The 23,233-nt window shown below is 72.4% G+C and carries 20 protein-coding genes; 9 read left to right on the forward strand and 11 right to left on the reverse strand.

What is annotated here, in order from left to right:
- Positions 1-265: 265 nt before the first annotated feature.
- A complete protein-coding gene (locus ACFYO9_RS32630) occupies positions 266-1,582 on the reverse strand; it encodes an amidohydrolase family protein (protein WP_388666788.1) in 1,317 nt (438 codons plus the stop codon).
- A gap of 904 nt (positions 1,583-2,486) precedes the next feature.
- On the opposite strand from ACFYO9_RS32630, the gene ACFYO9_RS32635 reads away from it, so the two are divergent.
- Both ACFYO9_RS32635 and ACFYO9_RS32640 read left to right on the forward strand, forming a co-directional pair.
- On the forward strand, positions 2,487-3,308 hold the full coding sequence (locus tag ACFYO9_RS32635; RefSeq protein ID WP_355812766.1) for a GntR family transcriptional regulator: 822 nt from the start codon (positions 2,487-2,489) through the stop codon (positions 3,306-3,308).
- 119 nt (positions 3,309-3,427) lie between these two features.
- Positions 3,428-4,903 carry an MFS transporter gene (locus ACFYO9_RS32640; RefSeq protein ID WP_358775583.1) on the forward strand — a complete coding sequence of 492 codons (1,476 nt, stop codon included), beginning with the start codon at positions 3,428-3,430 and terminating at the stop codon, positions 4,901-4,903.
- A gap of 72 nt (positions 4,904-4,975) precedes the next feature.
- Here the strand turns inward: ACFYO9_RS32640 and ACFYO9_RS32645 are convergent, their stop codons facing one another.
- From ACFYO9_RS32645 to ACFYO9_RS32655, 3 genes are all read right to left on the reverse strand, one after another.
- The gene (locus tag ACFYO9_RS32645) at positions 4,976-6,430 is read right to left on the reverse strand and encodes an amidase (protein WP_358775584.1); all 1,455 of its coding nucleotides are present in this window, start codon (positions 6,428-6,430) and stop codon (positions 4,976-4,978) included.
- Positions 6,431-6,641: 211 nt separating this feature from the next.
- The gene (locus ACFYO9_RS32650) at positions 6,642-7,016 is read right to left on the reverse strand and encodes a hypothetical protein (RefSeq protein WP_355812761.1); all 375 of its coding nucleotides are present in this window, start codon (positions 7,014-7,016) and stop codon (positions 6,642-6,644) included.
- 390 nt (positions 7,017-7,406) lie between these two features.
- On the reverse strand, positions 7,407-8,270 hold the full coding sequence (locus ACFYO9_RS32655; protein ID WP_358775586.1) for an SDR family oxidoreductase: 864 nt from the start codon (positions 8,268-8,270) through the stop codon (positions 7,407-7,409).
- Positions 8,271-8,372: 102 nt separating this feature from the next.
- Between ACFYO9_RS32655 and ACFYO9_RS32660 the strand changes: the two genes are divergently transcribed.
- The 4 genes from ACFYO9_RS32660 to ACFYO9_RS32675 all read left to right on the forward strand — a co-directional run bounded on the left by ACFYO9_RS32660 (position 8,373) and on the right by ACFYO9_RS32675 (position 12,644).
- Positions 8,373-9,227: a helix-turn-helix transcriptional regulator gene (locus ACFYO9_RS32660; RefSeq protein WP_358775588.1), complete on the forward strand. Its 855-nt coding sequence runs from the start codon at positions 8,373-8,375 to the stop codon at positions 9,225-9,227.
- A gap of 128 nt (positions 9,228-9,355) precedes the next feature.
- Positions 9,356-9,820 (forward strand): hypothetical protein, encoded by a 465-nt coding sequence (locus ACFYO9_RS32665; RefSeq protein WP_358775590.1) that lies wholly within the window; start codon positions 9,356-9,358, stop codon positions 9,818-9,820.
- Positions 9,821-10,110: 290 nt separating this feature from the next.
- Entirely contained in the window at positions 10,111-11,298 is a 1,188-nt protein-coding gene (locus ACFYO9_RS32670) for a PLP-dependent cysteine synthase family protein (protein ID WP_358775592.1), read from the forward strand.
- Between the two features lie 5 nt (positions 11,299-11,303).
- Entirely contained in the window at positions 11,304-12,644 is a 1,341-nt protein-coding gene (locus tag ACFYO9_RS32675) for an MFS transporter (RefSeq protein WP_358775668.1), read from the forward strand.
- Positions 12,645-12,730: 86 nt separating this feature from the next.
- Here the strand turns inward: ACFYO9_RS32675 and ACFYO9_RS32680 are convergent, their stop codons facing one another.
- From ACFYO9_RS32680 to ACFYO9_RS32690, 3 genes are all read right to left on the reverse strand, one after another.
- A complete protein-coding gene (locus tag ACFYO9_RS32680) occupies positions 12,731-13,330 on the reverse strand; it encodes a DUF3105 domain-containing protein (protein WP_358775670.1) in 600 nt (199 codons plus the stop codon).
- Positions 13,331-14,132: 802 nt separating this feature from the next.
- Complete coding sequence (locus ACFYO9_RS32685) at positions 14,133-15,329, reverse strand: NAD(P)-binding domain-containing protein (RefSeq protein ID WP_358775593.1); 1,197 nt, start codon at positions 15,327-15,329, stop codon at positions 14,133-14,135.
- A 159-nt stretch (positions 15,330-15,488) separates the two neighbouring features.
- Positions 15,489-16,208 (reverse strand): hypothetical protein, encoded by a 720-nt coding sequence (locus ACFYO9_RS32690; RefSeq protein ID WP_358775595.1) that lies wholly within the window; start codon positions 16,206-16,208, stop codon positions 15,489-15,491.
- Between the two features lie 300 nt (positions 16,209-16,508).
- Here ACFYO9_RS32690 and ACFYO9_RS32695 point away from each other — a divergent pair, with 300 nt between their 5' ends.
- The 3 genes from ACFYO9_RS32695 to ACFYO9_RS32705 are packed head-to-tail and all read left to right on the forward strand — an operon-like array spanning position 16,509 to position 18,833.
- Complete coding sequence (locus ACFYO9_RS32695; RefSeq protein WP_355812739.1) at positions 16,509-17,198, forward strand: ABC transporter permease; 690 nt, start codon at positions 16,509-16,511, stop codon at positions 17,196-17,198.
- A gap of 16 nt (positions 17,199-17,214) precedes the next feature.
- On the forward strand, positions 17,215-17,895 hold the full coding sequence (locus ACFYO9_RS32700) for an ABC transporter permease subunit (RefSeq protein WP_355812737.1): 681 nt from the start codon (positions 17,215-17,217) through the stop codon (positions 17,893-17,895).
- On the forward strand, positions 17,892-18,833 hold the full coding sequence (locus ACFYO9_RS32705) for an ABC transporter substrate-binding protein (protein WP_358775597.1): 942 nt from the start codon (positions 17,892-17,894) through the stop codon (positions 18,831-18,833). The genes ACFYO9_RS32700 and ACFYO9_RS32705 overlap by 4 nt, the downstream gene beginning before the upstream one ends.
- Before the next feature lie 142 nt (positions 18,834-18,975).
- Here ACFYO9_RS32705 and ACFYO9_RS32710 read toward each other — a convergent pair whose 3' ends face one another.
- The 4 genes from ACFYO9_RS32710 to ACFYO9_RS32725 are packed head-to-tail and all read right to left on the reverse strand — an operon-like array spanning position 18,976 to position 23,105.
- On the reverse strand, positions 18,976-20,139 hold the full coding sequence (locus ACFYO9_RS32710) for a betaine/proline/choline family ABC transporter ATP-binding protein (protein ID WP_358775598.1): 1,164 nt from the start codon (positions 20,137-20,139) through the stop codon (positions 18,976-18,978).
- Between the two features lie 22 nt (positions 20,140-20,161).
- Positions 20,162-20,809 carry a lactate utilization protein C gene (locus ACFYO9_RS32715; RefSeq protein ID WP_358775600.1) on the reverse strand — a complete coding sequence of 216 codons (648 nt, stop codon included), beginning with the start codon at positions 20,807-20,809 and terminating at the stop codon, positions 20,162-20,164.
- Positions 20,806-22,305 (reverse strand): LutB/LldF family L-lactate oxidation iron-sulfur protein, encoded by a 1,500-nt coding sequence (locus ACFYO9_RS32720; protein ID WP_358775602.1) that lies wholly within the window; start codon positions 22,303-22,305, stop codon positions 20,806-20,808. The genes ACFYO9_RS32715 and ACFYO9_RS32720 overlap by 4 nt, the downstream gene beginning before the upstream one ends.
- Positions 22,302-23,105, reverse strand: coding sequence for a (Fe-S)-binding protein (locus ACFYO9_RS32725; RefSeq protein WP_358775604.1), 804 nt, complete (start codon positions 23,103-23,105; stop codon positions 22,302-22,304). Before ACFYO9_RS32725 ends, ACFYO9_RS32720 begins: the two co-directional genes overlap by 4 nt.
- Positions 23,106-23,233 lie beyond the last annotated feature (128 nt).

The raw sequence follows: 23,233 nt of genomic DNA on the forward strand, positions 1-23,233 counted from the left end.
CCGTCCACGGCGCAGGAAGGCAGGCGCCCGCGAGAGCCCGCGGGCGCCTGGAATCCCTCTACCTGCATCGTCGGAAGTGGAAGAAGCAAATGACCGCGAGGCTCACCAAGAAGGCTCCGAGGAGCACCTTCGTCGGCGCATGGGTGGAGACGATGAGTCCCATCGACGGCATGGCATCACTCCCCGTGTCGACGTCGCCCTCAGGCGCGGCCGCGGCACACGAGTTCCCCCGCGCGTCCGTTCGGCACAAGCCGGAAACCGGTTCCTAGGACCGTCGGTGAGCAGCCGACACGTGACGTGTCGTGCCGTCCGGGTCCGGGTCCACCCGTTGGATGCGGGCGCGTTGGACGACCTTCGGTCCCACCTCCGCGGCCTTGCGGACCAGCGCGCGCCCGTCCCAGGTCGTGGGCCAGCCCTCCCACAGCCGAAGCTTGCCGTCGACGAAGACCGCGGTGATCTGGTCCCGGTCGGCCAGCCTGACCAGTTCCCACGACAGGTCGTACGACGGGGTGAGTTCGGGCACCTGGAGGTCGACGAGCAGGAAGTCCGCGGCCTTGCCTGCCGCGATCTCGCCCGTCACCTTGCCGAGCCCGACGGCGTCGGCGCTCAGGCCGGTGGCGTGGGCGACCCAGCCGCGGCCGGCGCCGCACACGGAGTCGCCGGACAGCAGGCCGTAGGTCAGGCGCTGGGCGCTCTCCGCGGCGTCGATCAGCCGGAAGCCGTTGCCACGGGTGCCGTCGGTGCCCATGCCGAAGCGGATGCCCATGGTCTGCCACATCAGCGCGTGTGCGACGGCGTTGCCCTTCCAGGCACTGGCCACCGGGTTGTAGCTGACCGCGGCGCCCGTGTCGGCGAGCATGCGCATCTCGTCGGGGGTGAGCAGGGTGGCGTGGGCGCCGAGTGTGTGCGCGTTGAGGGCGCCGACGTGGTGCAGGTAGGAGAGCGGCCGGCGCCCCACGCTCTTGAGCGAGCGTTCGACGGAGGCCAAGTGCTCGTTGACGTGGACCTGGAAGACCGCGTCGGCGTCCGCGCACAGGTCGGCGGTCCTCTTCAGCACCTCCGCCGTGGCGTCCTCCGGGACGGGTATCGCCAGCGAGGGGTGGATCAGCCGGGAGTTCTGGAAGCGCTCCAGATGTTCCTTGCCGCCCTTGCCGTCGGAGACGACCTTGGACAGCACGCAGCGCAGCCCGGCCTCCTCCGCGGCCTTGGCGATGACGCCCACGTCGATGGGTGCGCGCGTGCCCGCGTCGGCAGCGGTCGTGAATCCGCCGCGCAGCGCCTCCAGGGCCGCGAGCTTCGCCGAGAGGTGCGCGGTCTCCTCGTCCAGGGCGTGTTCCAGCGGTTCCCACACGGTCTTGAAGATCTCCGAAGGCTGCCCGAACGCCTGCGCCTTGCCGAAGCTCTGCGTCAGATGGTGGTGGGCGTCCACGAAGCCCGGCATGAGCAGGTGGCCCTTCAGCCGCACCGTGCGGGCGTCCCGGTGTTCCTGGGTGAGCTTGCGGACCGGGCCGACGGCCCGGAAGGTGCCGTCCTCGACGAGCACCGCGCGGTCCCTGACCGGCCCTTCGGGCAACAGGACCACGTCCGGTACGAGCAGCAGCCGCTTCCCGTGGAAGTCCTTGGGGCCAAAGCCGTCGTCGTGGCCGTCGTCGCGGCCCGCGGCGGCCGTGGGTGCGGCCGCCTCCGCGGGCGTGGCCCCGGCACCGGCGGCGCCCAGCAGGCCGCCGGTCCCGACGAGCCCGGCCCCCACGACGAAGCGCCGGCGCCCCACGCCACGTGCCCCGCCGTTCTCGCCGCCCGCCTCCGGCGGCACAGCCCGCACCGCGTCCGCGGTGTGCGCGGCCTCTTGGCCGACGTCGTGCCCGCCGTAGCCGTAGCCGTAGCCGTAGCCGTCGCTCTTGCCCTCGCCCGATGACCCGTCCTGCCACGCCTGCTGCACCACAGCACGCTCCTTCGCGTTCGCACAGGGAAGGCTCGACCGCGCGGGGCGGCCGAGCCGGGGGCGCTGACCCTAAGCGAGTCCGGAGGGCGGAACAAGGGTTTCGACAGACGGAAGTGGAGGGTGAGGTTCGAGGGGAGGGCGTGGGCGGGATCCCGCACACCGGGCCCGTCGGGACCGCTGGGTGGCGCAACTCGTCAGCGCCCCGCACTGCACCGCACGTCAGGGGCGTCGTAGCAGGTCAGGGTAGGTGGCGTAACGTGCCGGAAACCTCGGCGCCTTAAGTTTGCGGGTGGCGTGCGGGCCGGGTCTGTTCGTGGCTGAGCGGTGGACGAGGTGCGCGGCGGTCGGTCCCGTTGCCGTCCATCCGGACCCGTTCGGCGAGCGCCGCGTGGGCGCGGCCGCCTCCGAATCGACCCACCGAGCAAAGGGGTACGTGAGGGCGCCCCATCAGGCCTCGCCGGGCTCGCCCCCCGTACCCGTACCCGTACCTGAACCCGCACCCGTATCCCTTTCCGTATCCGCCCCGACGTGCAGCGGAGGTCCCATGAACACCTCGCCCACCGACCCGCCCCCGCTCGCCGGCGCGGGGCCGGCCGCCGCACCCGGTACGTGCGGTCCGGCACCGGAAGGGCGCAGGCGCACACGGGCGGACCGGGCGCGGCAGGTCGCCGAGGTGCTGCGCCGGCAGATCGCCTCCGGTGCGTTCGACTCGGACGTCCTGCCCGACGAGCGGGTGCTGATCGCCGACTTCGCGGTGTCGCGCAACACCGTCCGCGAGGCGCTGGGCGTGCTGCGCGACGAAGGCGTGGTCGAGAGGCGTCAGGGCGTGGGCACGGTGATCGTGCGGCGCCCGTACGAACACACCTTGGAGCGGCTGACCGGCCTCGCCGAAACGCTGGGCACGCACGGTGAGGTGGTCAATCAGGTGCGGGTCGCGGACGTGGTGCGTCCACCCGGTGAGGTGGCGCGCAAGCTGCGTGTCCCCGAGGGCGGGCGCGTGGTCTACATCGAACGGCTCCGGCTCCTGGACGGCGTACCGCTGTCCCTCGACCTGACCTACCTGGCCGCGGACATCGGGGAGCCGCTGCTGACCGCGGACCTGGCCGGCCGGGACCTGTTCGGACTCATCGAGCAGTCCACGGGCGAGCCCCTCGGCTCGGCGAGCGTCACCGTGCACGCGGTGGGCGGTGATCCGCACACGTGCGCGCTGCTCGACATCCCACCGGGCTCGGCGCTGTTCACCGTGGAACGGCTGAGCAGAATGCCCGACGGGCGCCCGGTGGACCTGGAGTTCCTGCGGATCCGCGGCGACCGCCTGGCGTTCCACGCGGAACTCGTGCGCGCGACGGACGGAGGTGAACGGTGAAACCTGGGTTCAGGACCAAGGACGGGTCGTCGACATGCGGACCCCCTGTACGTGAAGACCGAAATCCGCAAGCCCACCAGCATCCCCGAAACCCTCAACACACCGAAGGCCCAGGACCATTGACGGTCGTCGTGATGTGTCTGTGCGTCACCCTCGTGGTGGGCATGGTCTCCGCGGTGAACCTCGCCATCCCCGCCCTGTCGCGCAGCCCGCTGCGTCCCTCGGCGGAGTCGGTGATGTGGGTGGTCGACGGTTACGTGGTGGTCTTCGCCTGTCTGCTGATCCCGGGCGGCGCGCTCGCCGACCGCCTCGGCCGCAAACGCGTACTGGCCGCGGGCATGGGCCTGTTCACCGCCGGATGTGCGCTCTGCGCCGTGGCGCCGGGGATCGGCACGGTGATCGCGGGCCGGATCGTCAGCGGCGCAGGAGCCGCAGCGGTGCTGCCGACGACCCTTGCGCTGATGGTGGGCGGCGCGCCTGCGCACCGTCGGCCACGACTCGTGGCGGTGTGGGCGTCGATGACGGGTCTGGCGGCAGTGCTGGGCAACGTCGGTGGTGGCGCGGCGCTGCAAATCGGTTCGTGGCGTGCGCTGTTCTGGTGCGTGGTGCCGTTGTCGCTGGTGGCACTCGCGCTGGTGGTGGCGTTCGCTCCGGCGCCGCCACGGCTCGACCGGCCGGTGTCGGCGGTGTCCGCGGGGCTGCTGACGGTCGGCTTCCTCGCGCTCCTGTCGGGCATCGTCTCCGGGCCGCAGGCCGGCTGGTGCAGCGTGCGCGTGCTGGGCGGGTTCGGCGCGGCGGCGGTGTTGCTGGCGGGCTGGGTCTGCTGGGAGTTGCGGCGTGAACACCCGATGCTGGACCCGCGGTTGTTCACGGTCCCGGCGGTGCGGGCGGGTGCCGTCGGCATGGCGCTTGTGTTCGTCGGGATGTTCGGCCTGTTCTACGTCAACGGGCAGTATCTGCAGTACGCCAAGGGCTACTCGCCGCTCGGGGCGGGGGTGCGGTTGCTGCCGATGGCGGGAGCCTTGCTGCTCGCGCCGCGCTGCGCGGTCGCGCTCGAACGGCGCACCGGCCCGCGGGCCACCCTCGGGGCGGGGCTCACGGTGCTGGCGGCCGGTCTGGGCACGGTGTCGCTGGTCGGCCCGAGCACCCCGTACTCCTTGTACGCGCTCGGGGCGACGCTCACCGCGGCCGGGTGCGGCCTGGCCACGCCGCTGCTGTCGCACGGCATGATGTCCGCGCTGCCCCCGCACCGGGCCGGGGTGGGCTCGGGGTTGCAGAGCCTGGCGCGGGAGTTGGGCAGTGCGCTGGGCGTGGCGGTCAGTGGCAGCGTGGTGGCCGGCGTGTTCACCGCGGGCCTCCCGGAGGTGCTGCGGGGCGGGCCCGGTGTGCCGACCACCGTTCCCGCCGCCGAACAGCGCCTGATGGAGCAGGGGTTGAGCGCGCCGGGCCTGCGGCACGCCGTCCTCACGGACTTCACCACCGCCCTGGACACGTCGATGCGGGTGCTCGCCGTTCTGGTGGTGGCGGTGGGCGCGCTGGTGGTCGCCTGGTACCCGCGCCGCGGGGCCCGGACGGAGGGTCGGCGGGGCGGGTGAGGTGACGGTGGCGTGGCGGTGGCGGTGACGGAAGGGTCCCGTACGGCGCCCACCCCCGAGCCCCCCCCGCTCCTACCGGGGAGGAGCCTGGAAGCCGCCGATCTGCTGTTCCAGCAGCTCCGCCAGCCGCAACGGCGTGCGGTCCTCGTGCATCGGGCCGATGAGCTGCACTCCCACCGGGAGCCCCGCCGGGGACGGGCCCGTCGGAACCGCGGTGGCGGGGAGGCCCGGCATGGTCGCAAGACCGGCCCAGGCCAGTTGGTCGAAGTACGGGTACTCGGCACCGTCGATGTCGATCCGGCGCCCCAGGAGATCGGGGTCGTGGTCGTGCGGGAACGCGGGGGTCGGCGTGACGGGACACACCACCGCGTCGAACTCCGCGAACAGCTGCCGCCAGCCGTGGCGGTGGGCCTCGCGGAGGGCGTTCGCCTCCATCCAGTCGCGGTGGCTGAACACCATGCCGCGCAGCCGCGACGCGGTGAGACTGTGGTCGTCGGGGCTCAATTCACTTACGTACGCGCGTAGTTGCTCGTACGTCTCCAAGGGGAAGCGGGCCGTGGAGCCGGAGAACAGCAGATGCATGTAGAGCGTCGCGGCCTCGGTGAGGTCGGGGAGGAGCGGGCTGTGCCACTCGACCCGGGCGCCGCCCTCGGCGAGGCCGTCGGCCACCCTGCGCACGCCCGCCCGTACCGCGGACCCGGAGGGAAGCAGCGGGTGGTCGTCGAGGACCAGGACCCTGAAGTCGCTGAGCCGCTCGTGGCGCGCGGGCGGCAGCGCCACGGTGTGGGAGAGGCCGAGGGTGAGCGGGTCCGGTCCGGCCATGACGTCGAGCAGGAGCGAGAGGTCGCGCGCGCTGCGCGCCATCGGGCCGACGACGGCGAGGTCCGGCTCGGGCGGCAGGGTGGGCGTGGCCGGCGGGACCATGCCGCGGATCGCCGCCAGTCCGAGCGTCGGCTTGTGGGAGTAGACGCCACAGAAACTGGCGGGGGTACGCAACGATCCGGCGAGGTCGGAGCCGAGGGAGAGCGCACCGAATCCGGCGGCGAGGGCCGCGGCGGAGCCGCCTGAGGATCCGCCCGATGTGCGGGTGTGGTCCCAGGGGTTGTTGGTGGTGCCGTAGATCTCGTTGAAGCTCTGGATGTCCTGCAGCCCCAGCGGGACGTTGGTCTTGCCGAGCACGACCGCGCCCGCGGCCTTGACGCGTGACACCTGGACCGCGTCCTCGGCCGGCATGTGGTCCCGGTGCTGCGGCATGCCCCAGGTCGTGGGAAGCCCCGCGACGTCGTACGACTCCTTGACCGTCATCGGGAGGCCGAGCAGCGGCCGGTCCTCGCCGCGGGCCCGTGCCCGGTCGGCGGCGTGTGCGGCCTCCCGCGCACGGTCGAAGTCCGGCACGCAGACGGAGTTGATCTCTTTGTCGTCCCGTTCGATACGGGCGATCGCCTCGTCGGTCAGCTCTACCGAGGTCACGTCACCGGCGCGCAGCGCGGCCATGAGTTCCTCGGCCGTCGAAAGGTTCGAGTCCATGCACGCGAACGTACCGACCCCTCGGAGAGGGCACCAAATGTCGCTTTCCACAACAGGCTGGGGCCGTGAACCGGACGTGGAGCGGCGCGCTACCCCCGGACCGGCCGGTGGCTGAGGCAAGGGGCGTGTCCGACGGGAGAGGCAACCCGTCGGACACGCCCCCGGGGCGGGCAGGGTCGGGCCCGGCCGTCAGACGTTCAGACGCCGCTGGTCAGCGGACCCTGGTCCAGGTGTGCCACTTGCTGGAGTAGAACTCCGACCGCCACACCTGGGAGCTGCCGACCTTGACGTCGATGGCCCGCCGGGTGCCGTTGTGGCTCCACCCCCAGTCGTAAGTGTCGTCGGCACGACCCGAGTTCGGCATCTCCACCCACTTGCCGGCGTTCTTCCAGTCGTGCCAGATGTGGCGGTTGCCGGTCACGCCGAACACTTCGTCGACCGTGCCGTTGCCGTCCCAGTCGGCGGCCTGGGCGTGGGAGCCGCACTTGAGGTAGCCGACGTGGCCCCACGGCGACGTCACCCTGCAGTCCCGCGCTCCGGTCACTCCGGCCTGCCCGGCCGTTCCGACCTGGATGGTGCTGAACACCGGCTGCTTTGCTGGCGAGTTGTCCCCGGTCGGAGCGGCACTGGCGGGCTGAGCGGCCAGCAACAGCCCCACGGCAACTGACACGCCCGCTGCCGCGAGCCCTGCGTTCGGGATGGTGCGCATGTGTTTCCCCCTGTGCGTAGATGAGCTGTGCGGTCGAGGCAGGACGCTACGGGGGCCGGGAACATTCACGCGTCAACCGGTGGTTTGACCTGTGGCCCCAACCAGCGCATCAGCGGGCAAATCTGACTACCGCCCAGGTTTACCAGGGGACCAACCGTGCGCGGGATGCCAGGAATTGCACGCGGCACTAGCTTTTCATTGACCACGATTGCCGCCTCGGGCAGCCATGGTGCGCCTGAGCGCGAAAGACCCGGTGCGCGGTGGGGTTCAGCGTTGGCGTGCGGGGCGTACGACGATTTCGTTGATGTCGACCTCGGGCGGCTGCGCGAGGGCGTATGAGACGGCGGAGGCGATCGCGTCGGGGCTGATCGCATGGGCGCGGTAGCCGCGCATGGCCTCGGCGGCGGCCGGGTCGGTGATGGAGTCGGCGAGCGCGGAGTCGACGACGCCGGGCGAGACGGTCGTCACCCGGATCGAGGGGTCGGACTCCTGGCGCAGGCCCTCCGTGATCGCCCAGGCGGCGTACTTGGTGGCGCAGTAGACGGACCCCGTGGGCACCACCTCGTGGGCGCCGATGCTCGCGACGGTCACGAAGTGTCCCGAGCCCTGCGCGGAGAACACGGGCAGCGCGGCGGCGATGCCGTGCAGCAGACCGCGCACGTTCACGTCGATCATCCGGTCCCACTCGTCGACGAGGAGGGAGTCGAGGCGGGACAGCGGCATGACGCCGGCGTTGTTGACGAGGACGTCGACGCGGCCGTGGCGGTCGCGGGCCTCCCGTACGAAGGCCGCCGTGTCCGCGCGGTCCGTCACGTCCAGCCGCGCCGGCTGCAGGAGGCCTCCGGAGCGGCGGGCGGCCTCGGTGGTGCGCTCAGCCAGCGCCTCCAGCCGGTCGGTGCGCCGGGCGCCGGCCACCACCACGTGCCCCTGCGCCGCCAGGTGTGCGGCGACGGCCTCTCCGATGCCGCTGCTCGCGCCGGTGACGAGGACGACCTTGCGGGAGGGGGCGGGCTCGACGGGGTCGGGTTGCCGCGTGATCAGGCCGTGTGGGGTCGTGCCCTGTGTGGTCGTGTCGGGTGAGGTCACGCCGTGTGGGGCCGTGTCGGGTGAGGTGACGCCGTGTGTGGTCATGCGTCGAGGCTGGCCCCGCCGGGGCGTCGGGGGGAGAGGTGAGGTCCTCCTGGGTGCGGCGCACCCAGGCAGAGCGGCCGGGGCGCGTCCTACCCTGGCGCCATGCCAAGCACCGAACTCGGCGCCTACCTCAGCGCCCGGCGCGCCCGCGTCACTCCGGCCGACGTGAACCTTCCCGTCACCGGGCACCGACGGGTGCCGGGCCTGCGGCGCGAGGAGGTCGCCCTGCTGGCCGGGGTCAGTGCCGACTACTACGTACGTCTGGAGCAGGGCCGGGAACGGACGCCCTCCGCCCAGGTGCTCGACGCGCTGGCGGCGGCCCTGCGCCTGGACGAGGACGGCCGTCACCATCTGTTCCGGCTCGCGGGACTCGGTCCCCGCGCGAGGTCCGCGACCGCGCCCGACCGGGTCGAGCCGAGCCTGCTGGCGCTCATGGACGCCTGGCCGCACAATCCGGCGATCGTCTACAACCGTGCGTACGACGTCCTGGCGTCCAACGCCATCGCCGACGCGCTCTTCCATGGCTGGACCCACTCGCACAACCTCATGCACGTCGTCTTCACCGACCCGGCGGCCCGCACCTTCTACCGCGACTGGCACGACGTCGCGCGCAACTCCGTGGCCGGCTTCCGGCTCGGTCTCGGCGTTGCGCCGAACGATCCTCGGATACGTCAGGTTCTCGGCGAACTCCTGGACACCAGCCCCGAGTTCGTCGAACTGTGGAAGCACCACGACGCCCGCGGCAAGGCGCTGGAACGCAAGTCCTTCGAGCACCGCGACGTCGGCCCGCTGACACTGACCATGCAGACCTTCGACGTGCGCTCGGCCCCGGGGCAGGAACTGGTCGTCCACCACGCGGACCCGGGCTCCCCCAGCGGCGAGGCGCTCGCGCTGCTCGGCTCACTGGCGGCGACGGCGACGGCGACGGCCCGGCGCGGCGGGAAGGCCGAGGGCTGATCGCTGGGGGGGGCGGTGAGCTTGGGACAGGGGCCGGCTGAACGGGCTCCGGGGAGGCGCGCGCCCCGTGTCGCCGTGTCGCCGGGTCGTGGCAGGTCGGGGTCGGTCCGGCGGGCTAGGATCGCGGCGTGATGACGGCCTGGTCTCCCTCCGGTGCCCGGCGGAACCGCTCGGTGGCGGTGCTGTGGCGGGTGGTGGGGCTGGGGTTCTTTCTCTTCGGTCTGGTGTTCGTGCATGTGGCCAGCCCAGAGACGACGAGTCGTCACCTCACCGGGTTCGGCGGTGTCGGCATGCCGGGGGCCGGTGCGGTGGTACGCGTTGCCTCATCGGATGGCCCGGCTGCCGATGCCCCCGTTTGGGCCGGGGCGCCCGGAGGCTCGCGTCATGACCACCGTCAGCAGCACACCGTCGAGGAGTGCGCGCTGGGCCAGCCTCCGCAGGGGCCCGACGTGGACCTGCCGTGCCTCTCGCCGCTGGGTTCACGGTGGCGGCCCGGCACGCCGGCCTCGACGCACGCCGCCCACCGGATCGCGGGCCGGGACTTCGTGGTCCCGATAGCGCACGCGGCCGACTCCACGATTCTGCGCATCTAGGCCGAGGGGTTCTCCGAACCGGTCCGCGTCTCACCGACGACTGCCGCCAGCGCCTTACGCCAGCGCCGCACGCCAGCGCCTTACGTCAGCGCCTTCCGTCGATGCCTTGCGTCGGCGCTTTCTGTCAACGCACTCCGTCGGCGCCTTTCGTCGTGCGTTCACGGCAGGCTCCGGCCGCTCGTCGTGCCGGGACATGCGTGCCGTGGACCTTCCGCCCCCGCCTTCTCCCGACGCGCCCACCTCTCTGGCGCGTCCACGTCCACCCGCTGAACGAGAGCGAGTAGCCCAGCATGCACCCCCACCCCCCGATCAGGTCCCACCCCTCGATCACGCCCCACCCTCCGATCACGCCCCACCCCTCGATCACGTACGAACCCAACCCAGCCACCGCCACCCTCCCCGGCCTCGTCGGAAACACCCCCGTCCTGCACGTCTCGCGGCCCTTCGCCCCGCCCGGCCGCGGTTTCTGGGCCAAGCTGGAGGGGTTCAACCCCGGCGGCATCAAGGACCGAGCCGGACTCCACATGGTCGAACGGGCCAGGGCACGGGGCGCGTTGCGGCCCGGAGCCCGCATCGTCGAGTCCACCAGCGGCACCCTCGGCCTCGGTCTCGCCCTGGCCGGAACCGTCCACGGGCACCCGGTCACCCTCGTCACCGACCCCGGACTCGAACCGTCCATGACCCGACTGCTCACCGCGTACGGCGTGCGTGTCGACACCGTTCCCGAGCCCCACCCCGTGGGCGGCTGGCAGCAGGCCCGCCGCGACCGCGTCGCCGAACTCCTCGCGGAACACCCGGATGCGTGGTCTCCCGACCAGTACGGCAACCCCGACAACGTCACTGCGTACACCCCTCTCGCCCTCGAACTCGCCGCCCAACTGGGCCATATCGACGTCCTGGTCTGCAGCGTCGGCACCGGCGGGCACTCCGCGGGCATCTTCCGCGTCCTGCGGCAACTCTGCCCCGGACTGCGGCTGGTCGCCGTGGACACCGTCGGCTCGACCATCTTCGGGCAGCCCGCCCGGCCCCGGATCATGCGCGGTCTGGGCTCCAGCATCTACCCGCGCAACGTCGCCTACGACGACTTCGGCGAGGTGCACTGGGTCGCCCCCGCCGAATCCGTGTGGGCCTGCCGCCAGTTGGCGACCTCCCACCACGCGACCGGCGGCTGGAGCGTCGGGGCGGTCGCGCTGGTGGCGGGCTGGCTCGCGCGGACGCTCCCACAGGATGCGCGGATCGTCGCGGTCTTCCCCGACGGCCCCCAGCGCTATCTGGAGACGGTGTACGACGACGCGTACTGCGCCGAGCGCGGTCTGCTGGGCCACGCGCCGGCCCCCGAACCCGACGTACTCGACCGGCCGGACGAAAGGGAGGTCACCCGCTGGACGCGTTGCGCCACTGTGCACGATCCGGCGCCCGTGCGGCCGCAACAGGCCAGCGGTGCGGCCTCGTTGGCGGAGGGTGGCGGAATCCGATGAAGCCGATGAATCCGATGAAGTCGGCGAAGGTGGCGAGGACCAGCCGGACCACCCTCGCGCAATACCGCTCCTACGACCGCAGCATCCAACTGCTCCTGGCCAACCAGTTCACCATCAACCTCGGCTTCTACATGCTGATGCCGTATCTCGCCCAGCACCTCTCCGGCACGCTCGGTCTCGCCGGCTGGCTGGTCGGACTCGTGCTCGGCGTACGGAACTTCAGCCAGCAGGGCATGTTCCTCGTCGGCGGCACCCTCGCCGACCGGCTCGGCTACAAGCCGCTGATCGTCGCCGGGTGCGTCCTGCGCACCGTCGGCTTCGCCACGCTCGGGCTCGTCGACTCGGTGCCGGCGCTGCTCGTCGCCTCGGCGGCCACCGGTTTTGCGGGGGCCCTGTTCAACCCGGCGGTGCGGGCGTATCTCGCCGCCGACGCGGGGGAGCGCCGCGTCGAGGCCTTCGCCTTGTTCAACGTCTTCTACCAAGCCGGCATCCTGCTGGGCCCGTTGGTGGGGATGCTGCTCACCGGGGTCGACTTCCGGGTGACCTGTCTCGCCTCCGCCGCCGTCTTCGCGCTGCTCAGCGTGGTGCAGATCCGAGCCCTCCCCGCGCGCAGGGGGAACGACGCGGTGGACCGGGCGCCGGGCTGCCCCGGCGCCGGCGTCCTAGCCCAGTGGCGTGGCATCGTACGCAACCGCGCCTTCCTGCTCTTCTCGTCCGCGATGATCGGCTCGTACGTCCTCACCTTCCAGGTCTATCTGGCTCTGCCCCTGGAGGTACGACGGGTGGGCGGCGACGGGGAGTTCGGTACGGTCGCGGTGGCGCTGCTCTTCGCGATGTCCGGACTCGCCACCATCCTCGGGCAGACCCGAGTGACGGCCTGGTGCAAGGAACGGATGGCGCCCGGACAGGCCCTCGCCTGGGGCCTGTTGAGCATGGGAACCGCCTTCGTACCGCTGCTCGCGGTGACCGCGGTGCCGGAGCCCGGCGGGGGAGCGGGGCGGTGGTTGTACGCCGCGGTCCCGCCCACGCTGGCGGCGCTGCTGCTCGCGCTGGGCACGATGATCGCGTACCCCTTCGAGATGGACACCATCGTCCGGCTGTCGGGGGACCGCCTCGGCGCCACCCACTACGGCCTCTACAACACCATCTGCGGGGTGGGCATCACGGTCGGCAACCTGCTGACGGGGGCCGCCCTCGACGCGGCGCGGGAGGCGGGCATGCCGGCGCTTCCCTGGCTCGCGCTGCTCCTCCTCGGCCTCGGCTGCTCGGCATCCCTGTACGGACTGCACCGGGCAGGGCGACTGTCCGCTTCGGCGCCCAAGGTGCAACTGTCGGCGGTGGTCTGACGGCCAGTCACTGAGGATTGGAGTCGGGTCGGCCGGCGCGCGGTGGTGCACGGCACCCCCTGCGCGCCGGCCGACCCGGGCAGCGGTCACGCCGAGTCGACGCCTCCCGTGCAGGCAGCCCCGGGCTCGGGCGTCTGCGCCCCCTGCACGTACTTGCTGAAGAACTCCGCGACCCGTGGATCCGCCGCGCTGTCGACGGTCAGCTGGTGACCCCAGGCCGACAGCATGAGCGGGCTCCGCTGCTTCGCGACCGGACTCATCAGGCTGTACGGAGTCGTGGCGACCTTGTCACCCAGCCTCTTGACGTCGGCGTCGGGCGCCTTGTCGTTGTACGTGACCCAGACCGCGCCGTGTTCGAGGGAGTGCACCGCGTTCTCGTTCGGTATCTCCTGCTCGTAGACGCTGGCGTCGCAGGTCATCCACGCCTGGTGGTGGTCACCGCCGACCGGTGGCGTCATCGGGTAGGCGACGCTCTTGGCCACGTGGTCGCGCCCCAGCTTTTTCGCGTCCCACGTCGTCTCGCCCCGCACGGACTTCTTGGCGGCCGCGGAGTTCTGCGCCTCCTTGTCGTTGGCGCTGTCGATCGCGTGCGCGCCGAAGCCGATGAGCGCGGCGACGATCACCGTGCCGGCCGTGACGGTGATGACGCGGTTCCGTCGCTCGCGCGCCTGCTCGGCGCGGCGCATCGCTTCGACCCGGGCCTGCCGTTCGGCGGCGGCCGCCTTCTTGCTCGGTCTGTTGCCCGGCCCCTTGGGGGAGTTGGTGGTCGACGTGCTCGCCGATGTGCTGCTCGATCTGTCGGTCGTCTTGCGGGACTTGGCCTTGGCCATGGGTGTTCCTTGTCCCCGCCGCTGGGCGCGGCGGTGCCTGCGGTCCGGTGGATGCCGTGAGGCGAGGGCCGGCCCCGTACATGGGCCGCCCTGCCGGGATCCGCCTAGATCCGCTGCACCTGGAGCATGTGGAGATCGGTCGAGCCGCGGTCCGAGGGGGGCTCGGACGCCGGGCCCGTCGCCGACTGCGCCCGGGGACGGGGTACGTACGGTGCGCCGGCCACCGGCGACGCGCCGGCCGGCTTCGGTGCGGCCCGTACGCCGTGGGTGAGGGACGCGCAACACCGGTCGGCGGGCGGGCAGTCGGAGTCGTCGAGGGGGGCCGTGCAAGCGGCGAATGCTTCATCCGAGTCCGAGTAGACGGAGCCCGTGCCCGCACCCGCTGGCGCGCCCGCGTTCGGGCGGGCTTCATGGGACGCCGTGGCGCCGAGACACATCAACAGCGCGGCGACAAGCGATACGAACGCGGCGGCCGACACGGCGCGGCACCAGGCGTGCCGAGCGGCTCCGGTCCACTGCGTATGTCTCATCGCAGCGCATCGTAGCGAGGGTCGGCCGCCGGGCCGAGGGCACCCCGGCCGGCCTCCCGCGCCGCGAGCTCGACGCGGATGAAGTACTCCGAGCGCCACTCCATTCCGCCCATTCCATTTCCGCACGGTCACTCGTCACAGCACGCCGCCACCGATTTCGAGAGGCGCGGGCCCGCGAACCGGGTGCCGGTCACGAGGCGCAGCGCGGGACCGAAGGACGCGGCAGCCGACGGCCCCGTGAAGTACAGGCCCGGCACGCTGGAGGAGAACCCCTTGTCCAGGACCGGGAATCCGCCGATGCGTATCAGGTCGGCACGGAGCTCGGGGGAGAGGAAGTCCAGGGCCTCCAGCTGGACCCGGAAACCGGTGGCGGCCAGGACGTGTTCGGACTCGACCGTGTGCGTACGCCCGTCCTGTGTCACCGTGCGCAGGGCGATCCCGCCCCCGTACGTCTCCGCCGCCGTGATCCGCTGTTCCGCGAGAACCGGGACTCTGCCCTCGAAGCGATCCTTGAGCCACCAGGCCCCGCGCGGCCGCGAGGTCCGTTCGGCGAGCCGGAGCCGCGCGGCGGGCGGCAGCCGCCGGAACGCGGCCGGATGGCGGGTGAGGCCGTACAGGGACCACGAACGGCCCGCCGGCGTGTCCGGCTGCCAGTGCGGGCGGCCGGACGGCGGCGCCTCGAACCGGACCCCCGCGCCGCGCGCCAGCACCTGCACGTCGGCGCCCGCCTCATGCAGCAGCGCGGCGCTCTCCAGCGCGGACTGCCCGGCACCGACGACGGTCACCGTGCGCCCGGCGAAAGTGCGCGGGTCGGTCTGCTGCGAGCTGTGGGAGATGAGGCCGAGGGCCGAAGGGCCGCCGGACGCCGCCGCCGCGAGGGGCGCCGGCAGATGGGCGAAGCCGGTGAGGCCGGTGGCCACGACCACGGCACCCGCCCGCACCACCTCGCCCGACGACAGCTTGACCCGGAACCCGTCCGCGAGCCGGTCGACCGCGGCCACCCGCTCGTCCTCGACACGCGGCACCAACCGCTCCCGGAACCACCCGCCGTACCGCATGAACAGACCGACGGGCACCTGGTCCTCGGCGTCGATCCACCGCTCGCCCGCATCGCGGCAGTAGTCGCGGAGCGTGAAGCCCTCGCGTGGCGTCGCGAGTGCCGAGGCGGCGGCCGTGGTCCGCAGCAGCATGCCGGCGGGCATGCGCCGGGACCAGCTCGCGACGGGGGCGCCGAAGACACGGACGGGCAGGCCGCGCGCCCGCAGGTGTGCGGCGGCGGACAGGCCGTACGGGCCCGCGCCGATGATGACGACGGTCTTGGACATGGGGGTCCCTCCTGGCACCACCCCGCGCGGCGCTGTGGGCACGGCTCGGGGCGCGCCGGAATCAGCTGGAGAAGATGGCGGAATCGGGCGTACCGGAACCGCTCCCGTCCACATGACCCGGCGCACGCACGGCCTCACGGGCACGCGCCTCGGCACGGATCAGACGGTGAGCGGCGGACGGGCCGGCGGGCCGCGCCGTACGACGGCGTCCGCGAGGAGGAGGGAGGGGGAGATCGCGCGGGCCGGTCGACCGGGGCGCGGGGCCGGTACCGGCCGGGGGAGCGGGACCGCGCGGGGCGTGCGGGCCGGGCGCAGGACGCGTGCCAGGAGGACGCACAGCAGGCGCAGCATCCGCAGGATCCGGGACAGGGAGTCACGCGTCCGGCGAAGTGCCCGGTGGCTCCCGAGTGCTGCGTCGTGCCTGGTGAGACCTGTGGCGTGGCTGAGGAGGCGGCGAAGGGCGTCCGGGGGCTGGTGCGCGGGGGCCTGCGTTGCCGGTCGACCGGCGAGGACCACCCGGCGGGTCCACCGGCGGGCCGCGACCCGCCCGGCGAGGGTCACGCGGGGCCTGCGCGCGCTCCGGGGCGCGGGCGAAGAGCCGGGCGGCGGGACGGCGGAGTCGCTCCGGACAGCGGCACCGCTCCGGACGGCGGAGTCGCGGCGGGCAGCGGTACCGCTCCGGACGGAGGAGTCGCTGCGAGCTGCGGCGCCGCGGGACAGCGCCGCGCAGCACAGGATGACGGCGGCGACCGCCCGTACGTCCCACGACGGCGTCGGACCGACGACGAAGTGGTACGAGGCGACGGCGAGGAGGGCGCCCATGACGGAGAACGCCGTGGCCTGCGCCACGGACGCCCGCGCCACGGCCCTCGACCGCACGGCCGCCCCGTGGCCGCCGCGTGGTCGAGGACGAGGTGCCACCGCTCCCGAAGTCTTCATGACGCACCCATCATGCGGCGTCGCCCCGCCGACTGTCACCCCGGTGCGGGCGGGGTGGGGTGAGAAAGGGGGCCGAACGAAGGGGAGTTGACGGCCCGGCGGGTCGCAGTCACGCGGGGGACCCCGCCGCCGACCCCGTACGCGACCCCTGCCCCCAGCTCTTTACGCGACTGCCCCCTCCGGACCCGTACGGGCCATCAGAACGCGCCGCGCCCCGCCGCCCCGGCCTTGAATGGACAGGTGACCGCGCCCCCCGACGACTGCCTCGCGCGCAACGAGTGGATCTGCGGTGAGTATCTGAGCACCCGCCGCCAGATCCTGCTCGACGCGGTCGTCCAGCATCTGCAGCTGACCGCAGTCTCCGTGCTGATCGCGCTGGTCGTCGCCGTGCCGCTGGCCGTGGTGGCGCGCCGCTGGGGGTGGGCCGCTGGCCCCGTCCTCGCGCTCACCACCGTCCTGTACACCATCCCGTCGCTCGCGATGTTCTCGCTGCTGCTCCCGGTGTACGGGCTCTCCGCCTCGCTCGTCGTCGCGGGCCTGGTCCTCTACTCGCTCACCCTGCTCGTACGGAACATCCTCGCCGGCCTGCGCGCCGTCCCCGACGACACCCGGCAGGCCGCCCGCGGCATGGGCTACGGCCCCATCCGCCTCCTGCTCACGGTCGAACTGCCGCTCGCGCTGCCCGCCGCGATGGCCGGGCTGCGCATCGCCACGGTCTCCGCGGTCTCCCTCGTGACCATCGGCGCGATCGTCGGCTTCGGCGGGCTCGGCAACCTCATCTACACGGGCATGAACACCTACTTCAAGGCACAGGTCCTCACCGCGTCCGTGCTGTGCGTCATCATCGCCGTCGCCGCCGACCTGCTGCTGCTCGGCGTGCAGCGCGTCCTCACCCCCTGGGAACGAGCGACCAAGGCGGCCCGCTCATGACGGAGGCGCCCCGCTCATGAAGACACTCGGCGACGCCTGGGCGTGGCTCACCGACTCCGCGCACTGGGCCGGCGACGACGGCATCTGGCACCGGCTCACCCAGCACCTCGTCCTCACCGTCGTCTGCCTGGTGCTGAGCTGTCTCATCGCACTGCCCGTCGCGCTCGTCCTCGGCCATCTCGGCAAGGGCGGTGCGCTCGCCGTGAACATCTCCAACGTCGGGCGCGCGGTACCGACCTTCGCCGTCCTCGTCCTGCTCCTCCTCACCCCGCTGGGCAAGTGGGGCGAGGGGCCGACCGTCGTCGCGCTCGTGCTGTTCGCCGTACCGCCGCTGCTCACCAACGCGTACGTGGGCATGCGCGGCGTCGACCGCAGCGTCGTACAGGCCGCGCGCGGCATGGGGATGACCGGACGGCAGATGCTGTGGCGGGTCGAACTGCCGCTGGCGCTCCCGCTGGTGCTCAGCGGGGTCCGCATCGCCGCCGTGCAACTCGTCGCCACCGCCACCATCGCCGCGCTCGCGGGCGGCGGCGGCCTCGGCCGGATCATCACGGCGGGCTTCAATCTGGCGAGCACGCCGCAGGTCGTGGCGGGCGCCGTCCTCGTGGCCGTGTTCGCGCTGCTCGTCGAGGGCGTCTTCGAGGTGGCCGAACGGCTCGGGCCCGCCTGGGCGCGCGGCCGCGGGAGCGCCGGATGAGGCGGCGCACCGGCGCGGCCGCGGCCGCCCTCCTCGCCCTGCTCTCCGGGTGCGCGACCGGGCCCTCGCTGGAGGACCAGGGCGAGGTCACGGCGCCGCCCGGCGACAGCAAGCATCTCGTCGTCGGCTCCGCGGGGTTCACCGAATCCGACCTGATCGCCCAGATGTACGCGCTGCTCCTGAACAAGGCCGGGTACAGCACGAAGATCCTCTCCGTCGCCAACCGCGAGCTGTACGAGCCTGCGCTGGAGTCCGGTCAGATCGACGTCGTCCCCGAGTACGCGGCGACCTTCGCGGACTGGCTCAACGCCAAGAAGAACGGCGCCGACGCGGAACCCGCGGGCTCGCCCGACCTCGACGCGACGATGCGGGCCCTGCGTCGCCTGGCCACGCCACGCGGCCTCACGGTCCTCGACCCCGGCAAGGCCGTCGACCAGAACGCCTTCGCCGTCGCCGCCTCCTACGCCCGCGGGCACAAGCTCAAGACCCTCAGCGACCTCGGAAAGGCAGGACTCAAGGTGCGCCTCGCCGCGGGCGACGAGTGCGTGAAGCGCCCCTACTGCGCGCCGGGTCTGAAGAAGGTGTACGGGATCGACATCACCGGAGTGGACCCCAAGGGCGTCGGCACGACCCAGGCCAAGAAGGCCGTGCAGGGCGGGCAGGACCAGATGGTGCTCACCACCTCGACGGACGCGACCCTCGACGACTTCGGCCTGGTGCTCCTGAAGGACGACAAGCACCTGCAGAACGCCGATTACATCGTCCCCGTGGTCAACCGCTCCCGAGCAGGCAGCAAAGGCGTGGCCAACGCCCTCGGCCGCCTCAACCCCGTCCTGACCACCCAGGACCTGGCCTCCCTGAACGAACAGGTGGACAGCTGGCGCCGCCTCCCCCAAGACGTAGCAAGAACGTACCTGGAGAAGAAGAACCTCCTATAACCCAGTGGGCCCCGGGAGGCCCCGCCAGGGGCCACTAAGGGGCGCGGGGAACTGCGCGCCCAGCCCCCACCGACCAGCAGACAAAAAGCACCCCCGCCCCCGCCCCCACCCCCCCCACTCCGCCCAGGCCAAGCGACAGCGCCTACGCATCGGCGACCGAGTCGAACTCCACCTCATCCCGAGCGACCCCCTGCGCATCCGCGTCCACCGAACGCCGCAGCGCCTCGTGCAGCTTGGCCGGGGTGAGGACACCGAGGAAGCGGGCGCCGTCCAGCACGGCGACCCACCCCGCGTCGTGCTGCAGCATCACGCCGAAGGCCTGCTTGAGCGGTGCGCCGACCGGCACCCAGGAGTTCATGCGGTGCGCCAGGTCGCCGACGGTGCCACCCGTGCCGGCCAGCGCCACCTCGTCGAGGCCGACCCAGCCGTGCAGATCGCCGTCCGCGTCCAGGACGACCGCCCAGCGCGCCTCCTCCTCACGCATCCGGGCCGCGGCCTGCGCTGCGGGCTCGTCGAGGCGGGCGATGGGCGGCGCTTCCAGGTCGTCGGTCTGGATCTCGGTGACGGAGAGCCGCTTCAGCCCCCGGTCGGCGCCCACGAACTCCGCGACGTACGGCGTCTCGGGCGCCCCCAGCACCGCGCCCGGCGTGTCGAACTGCTCGATCCGCCCCTGCCCGTACACCGCGATGCGGTCGCCGAGCCGGACGGCCTCCTCGATGTCGTGCGTCACCAGGAGCACCGTCTTGCGCACCGCCGCCTGCATCCGCAGGAACTCGTCCTGCAACTGCTCGCGCACCACCGGGTCGACGGCGCCGAACGGCTCGTCCATCAGGAGCACCGGCGGGTCGGCCGCCAGCGCCCTGGCCACGCCGACGCGTTGGCGCTGGCCGCCGGAGAGCTGCTCGGGGTAGCGGGAACCGAACGTCTTCGGGTCCAGGCCCACCAGATCGAGCAACTCGGCCGCCCGCGCCCTGGCCTTCGCCTTCTTCCAGCCGATGAGGGCGGGCACGGTCGCCGTGTTGTCGAGGATCGTCCGGTGCGGGAAGAGGCCGACCTGCTGGATGACGTATCCGATGCGGCGGCGCAGCTTGACCGGGTCCACGTCGGCGATGTTCTCGCCGTTCACGAAGATGCGGCCCGACGTCGGCTCGATGAGGCGGTTCACCATCATCATCGTCGTGGTCTTGCCGCAGCCGGAGGGGCCGACGAGCGTGACCAGTTCGCCCTCGGCGACCTCCAGGGAGAGGTCGTCCACGGCCATCGTGCCGTCCGGGTAACGCTTGGTCACCTGCTCGAACCGGATCATGTCCTCACGCTAGCCGCGCCCGTCACTCTCCGCTCATCAACACCACCTCCAGGGTGCGCGGTCCGTGGACCCCCTCGACCCGGTCCAGCTCGATGTCGCTGGTCGCGGAGGGGCCGGAGATCCAGGTGAGCGGCCGGGCCGGGTCCAGCCGTTCGAGCGCCTGCGGCACGGAGGAGACGACCTGGTCGGGGACGCGTACGACACAGATGTGGTGGTCGGGGACGAGCGTGATGCGGCGGCGCCCCTGGTCGGGGGAGCCGTCGAGCACGAGCGTGCCGGTCTCGGCGATGGCCACGGCGCAGCCGGTGACCACGCCGTCGACCCGGTCGAGCTGCTCGGTCGTGAGCGCGGCGCGGTCGTGGAGCAGCACCGGATCCGCCTCGGCCATCCAGCCGTGCGGCAGCTGCGGCGGCACGAGCACCGTCTGGGCACCGCTCTCCGCCAGCAGTCGCATGAGCGTCGTCGGGAGCTCCTCGCGGGTGGCGCGGTGCACGATCGCGCGGTAGTCCGCCAGGTTCTCCGCGAGCAGATCGACGGTCTCCTCGGTGCTGCGGACGCCGTGCCCGCGCGCGTACCCGCGGTCCACCGCGCTCTCGTACGGGGCGTCGCCGGCCGGCACGTCGGCGAGCGCCCGCCGCACCCGGCCCAGGATCCGGTCCCTGCTGCTCACTTGCCGCCCTCCCCGTCGTCCTTGCCGCCGTTCGTCCGCTGCCACCAGTCGCGGAACGGCTCCGCCGGCACCTTCGGCAGCTCGCGGGTCGCGCTCCACGCCTGCCCGGGCCCCGGCAGGGTGCGCGGATGGAAGCGGCGGGTGCGCGACGCGAGGCGCTGGCCCGCGCGCAGCGCACCGGGCCGCGCGAACGCCAGCCCCGCCGCACGCATCGCCGCCCGCTCCGCCGCATGCCCCTTGGCGGGCTTCAGCCTCACCCTGTTCCCGTCGCGGGTCGCCTCGCCGCCCTGGACGACGCGCTCCCGCAGATGAACGAGGACCTCGGGGATGTCGATGGCGACGGGACACACGTCGTAGCAGGCCCCGCAGAGCGAGGACGCGTACGGCAGGGAGGCGTCGATCTCGCTCTGGGTGCCCCGCAGCTGCGGGCTGAGGATCGCGCCGATCGGGCCCGGATAGACCGAGCCGTACGCGTGCCCGCCCGCCCGTTCGTACACCGGGCACACATTGAGACACGCCGAGCAGCGGATGCAGCGCAGGGCCTGCCGGCCCACCTCGTCGGCGAGGGTGTCGGTGCGGCCGTTGTCGAGCAGGACCAGGTGGAAGGTGCTCGGACCGTCCGCCGTCGCGGAGTCCATCGTGCCCGTCCACATCGACGTGTACGGGTTCATGCGCTCGGCCGTCGAGGAACGGGGCAGGGTCTGCAGGAAGACCTCCAGGTCGCGCCAGGACGGGACGACCTTCTCGATGCCGACGACGGAGATCAGCGTCTCGGGGAGGGTGAGGCACATCCGGCCGTTGCCCTCCGACTCCACGACGACCATCGTGCCGGTCTCGGCGACCATGAAGTTCGCCCCGGAGACGCCGACCTTGGCGCGCAGGAACTTCTCCCGCAGGTGCAGCCGGGCCGCCTCGGCGAGCTCGGCCGGTGCGTCGGAGAGCCCCGCCGGGGCCGGCCGGCCCCAACTCCCCATCTCCTTCTCGAAGATGTCACGGATCTCGCCGCGGTTGCGGTGGATGGCCGGCACCAGGATGTGCGAGGGGTGATCCCTGCCGAGCTGCACGATGAGCTCGGCGAGGTCGGTCTCGTAGGCGCGGATGCCCTCGGCCTCCAGGGCTTCGTTGAGGCCGATCTCCTGGGTGGCCATCGACTTGACCTTGACGACCTCCGTCTCGCCCGTGGCCTTGACCAACTCCGCGACGATTCGGTTCGCCTCGTCGGCGTCGGCCGCCCAGTGCACGGTGCCGCCGGCCCGTACGACCGACTCCTCCAGCTGCACCAGATAGCGGTCGAGATGGCGCAGGGTGTGGTCCTTGATGTCCTTGCCGGCCGCGCGCAGCTCGTCCCAGTCGGACAGCTCGGCGACGGCGCGGGCCCGCTTGTCGCGGATGGTGTGCGTGGCGTGCCGGAGGTTGGCCCGCAGGGTCGTGTCGCCGACCGCCTCGCGCGCGGCCTGCGGGAAGGCGGGCATGCCGACGAAGGTGCCGCCGTTCATGACCGGGCCTCCTTTCCAGCGTGCACGGGGCCTGGTTCCGCGTGGACGGGTTCGCTCTCCGTGCTCGCCAGGATCTCCGCGATGTGCACGGGACGTACCGTCGTGTGCAGCCGGGCCATCGTGCCGCCGATGTGCATCAGGCAGGAGTTGTCCGCCGCGCAGAGCACCTCGGCGCCGGTCGACTCGGCGTGGCGCGCCTTGTCGGCGCCCATCGCGGCCGAGACATCGGAGTTCTTCACCGCGAAGGTGCCGCCGAAGCCGCAGCACTCCTCGGCGCCCGGCAGCTCCACCAGGTCGAGACCCTTCACCGCCCGCAGCAGCCGGGTGGGCCGGTCGCCGAGACCGAGCGCGCGCAGGCCGTGACAGGTCGGGTGGTAGGTGACCTTGTGCGGGTAGTACGCGCCGACGTCGGTGACACCGAGGACGTCCACCAGGAACTCCGTGAGCTCGTACGTCTTCGCCACCACCGGTGCGAGGGTGCGCGCGAGGTCCTCGCCGCGGCCATCGGCCGCCGCCCGCTCGCCCATCCGCGGATACAGCTCGCGCACCATCGCCCCGCACGAGCCGGACGGCGTCACCACGGCGTCGTACGCGTCCGACCCGAAGACATCGGAGAAGTGCCGGGCCAGCGGCTCCGCCTGATGCCGGTAACCGGTGTTGTAGTGCGCCTGCCCGCAGCAGGTCTGCGCCATCGGGAAGTCGACGTCAACTCCCAGCCTGGTCAGCAGTTTCACCACTGCACGGCCCGTGTCCGGATAGAGCGTGTCGTTGACACAGGTCAGGAACAGGGCGACTCGCATCGCGGGTTCCTCCTTGTCGATCATCGGATGGATGCAGCGTACGCGCGCGTGCGGGGTTGCGGGAGTCGTGGGCACGCAGGTCGAGTTGCGCCGCTCGCGACGTATGGCCCCCTTCCCCAGTGCCGCCC

This window comes from Streptomyces sp. NPDC005863, from assembly GCF_042871345.1.
GTDB lineage: Bacteria > Actinomycetota > Actinomycetes > Streptomycetales > Streptomycetaceae > Streptomyces.

Excerpts from the sequence above, each read along its gene's own strand:
- ACFYO9_RS32635 (WP_355812766.1), top strand. The coding sequence starts at position 2,487 with ATGAACACCTCGCCCACCGACCCGCCCCCGCTCGCCGGCGCGGGGCCG.
- ACFYO9_RS32645 (WP_358775584.1), bottom strand. The coding sequence starts at position 6,430 with ATGGACTCGAACCTTTCGACGGCCGAGGAACTCATGGCCGCGCTGCGC.
- ACFYO9_RS32655 (WP_358775586.1), bottom strand. The coding sequence starts at position 8,270 with ATGACCACACACGGCGTCACCTCACCCGACACGGCCCCACACGGCGTG.
- ACFYO9_RS32660 (WP_358775588.1), top strand. The coding sequence starts at position 8,373 with ATGCCAAGCACCGAACTCGGCGCCTACCTCAGCGCCCGGCGCGCCCGC.
- ACFYO9_RS32670 (WP_358775592.1), top strand. The coding sequence starts at position 10,111 with ATGCACCCCCACCCCCCGATCAGGTCCCACCCCTCGATCACGCCCCAC.
- ACFYO9_RS32675 (WP_358775668.1), top strand. The coding sequence starts at position 11,304 with ATGAATCCGATGAAGTCGGCGAAGGTGGCGAGGACCAGCCGGACCACC.
- ACFYO9_RS32680 (WP_358775670.1), bottom strand. The coding sequence starts at position 13,330 with ATGCGCCGCGCCGAGCAGGCGCGCGAGCGACGGAACCGCGTCATCACC.
- ACFYO9_RS32685 (WP_358775593.1), bottom strand. The coding sequence starts at position 15,329 with ATGTCCAAGACCGTCGTCATCATCGGCGCGGGCCCGTACGGCCTGTCC.
- ACFYO9_RS32700 (WP_355812737.1), top strand. The coding sequence starts at position 17,215 with ATGAAGACACTCGGCGACGCCTGGGCGTGGCTCACCGACTCCGCGCAC.
- ACFYO9_RS32705 (WP_358775597.1), top strand. The coding sequence starts at position 17,892 with ATGAGGCGGCGCACCGGCGCGGCCGCGGCCGCCCTCCTCGCCCTGCTC.
- ACFYO9_RS32710 (WP_358775598.1), bottom strand. The coding sequence starts at position 20,139 with ATGATCCGGTTCGAGCAGGTGACCAAGCGTTACCCGGACGGCACGATG.
- ACFYO9_RS32720 (WP_358775602.1), bottom strand. The coding sequence starts at position 22,305 with ATGAACGGCGGCACCTTCGTCGGCATGCCCGCCTTCCCGCAGGCCGCG.
- ACFYO9_RS32725 (WP_358775604.1), bottom strand. The coding sequence starts at position 23,105 with ATGCGAGTCGCCCTGTTCCTGACCTGTGTCAACGACACGCTCTATCCG.